At 70.2% G+C, this 1,146-nt stretch carries 1 protein-coding gene; it reads right to left on the minus strand.

Annotation, left to right across the window (positions count from 1 at the left end):
* The coding region (locus tag VP06_RS37535) for a beta strand repeat-containing protein (RefSeq protein WP_048467731.1) at positions 1–1,146 on the minus strand (1,146 nt) is incomplete at both ends.

Below are 1,146 nucleotides of genomic sequence, written 5' to 3' on the forward strand. Positions count from 1 at the left end.
CGCGCCATGATGGCGAGCGAACGCGCCTTCACCGTGCCGGGCAGCGTGACCGGGTCGGCGTCGCGCCCGGTCGTGATCTGCACCGCAGCCACGACGGGCACGTCCCCGTCGAGCGGCCCCGTGGTGGTGCCCTCCCCCGCCATGATCGCGAGCGAACCCGCCTTCACCGTCCCGGTCAGAGTGACCGTATCATCGTCCCCACCCGTCGTGATCTGCGCCGCATCCACGACGGTGATGTCGCCGTCGAGCGTCACCGTATTGGTGCCGTCCCCGGCATCAATCGACAGCGAACCCGCCTTCACCGTGCCGGTCAGCGTGACCGTATCGTCATCCCCAGCCGTCGTGATCTGGGCCGACCCGCCGATCGCGTACGCGCCGGTCAGCGACACCGTGTTGGACCCACCTCCGGCGTCGATCCGCAGCGACCCGAGACCAACCACGCCGCCCGACACCGAGCCGTACATGCCCGTGAGCGTGATGCTGTCCCGGCCGGCGCCGGTCACCACCGCGAGCTCACCCACGACCGTGAAGCCGCCATCGAGTGCGACACGGTTGGTGCCCTCGCCCGCCATGATCGCGAGCGAACCCGCCTTCACCGTGCCGGTGAGCGTGACCGTGTCGTCATTCCCACCCGTCGTGATCTGCGCCGCATCCACGACGGTGACGTCGCCGTCGAGCGTCACCGTGTTGGTGCCGTCACCGGCATCGATGGAGAGCGAGCCCGCCTTCACCGTGCCGGTCAGCGTGATCGTATCGTCGTCCCCGCCCGTCGAGATCTGCGCCGCGACCACGACTGTGACGTCGCCGTCGAGCGTCACCGTGTTGGTGCCGTCACCGGCATCGATGGAGAGCGAGCCCGCCCTCGCCGTGCCGGTCAGCATGACCGTGTCGTCGTTGCTGCCCGTCGTGATCTGGGCCGACCCGCCGATCGCGTACTCGCCGGTCAGCGACACCGTGTTGGACCCACCTCCGGCGTCGATCCGCAGCGACCCGAGGCCAGCCACGCCGCCCGACACCGAGCCGTAGGTGCCCGTGAGCGTGATGCTGTCCTGGCCGGCGCCGGTCACCACCGCGAGCTCGCCCGCGACCGTGAAGCCGCCGTCGAGCACAACACGGTTGGTGCCCTCGCCCGCCATGATCGCGAGC

This window comes from Methylobacterium aquaticum (assembly GCF_001043915.1).
Classification (GTDB): domain Bacteria; phylum Pseudomonadota; class Alphaproteobacteria; order Rhizobiales; family Beijerinckiaceae; genus Methylobacterium; species Methylobacterium aquaticum.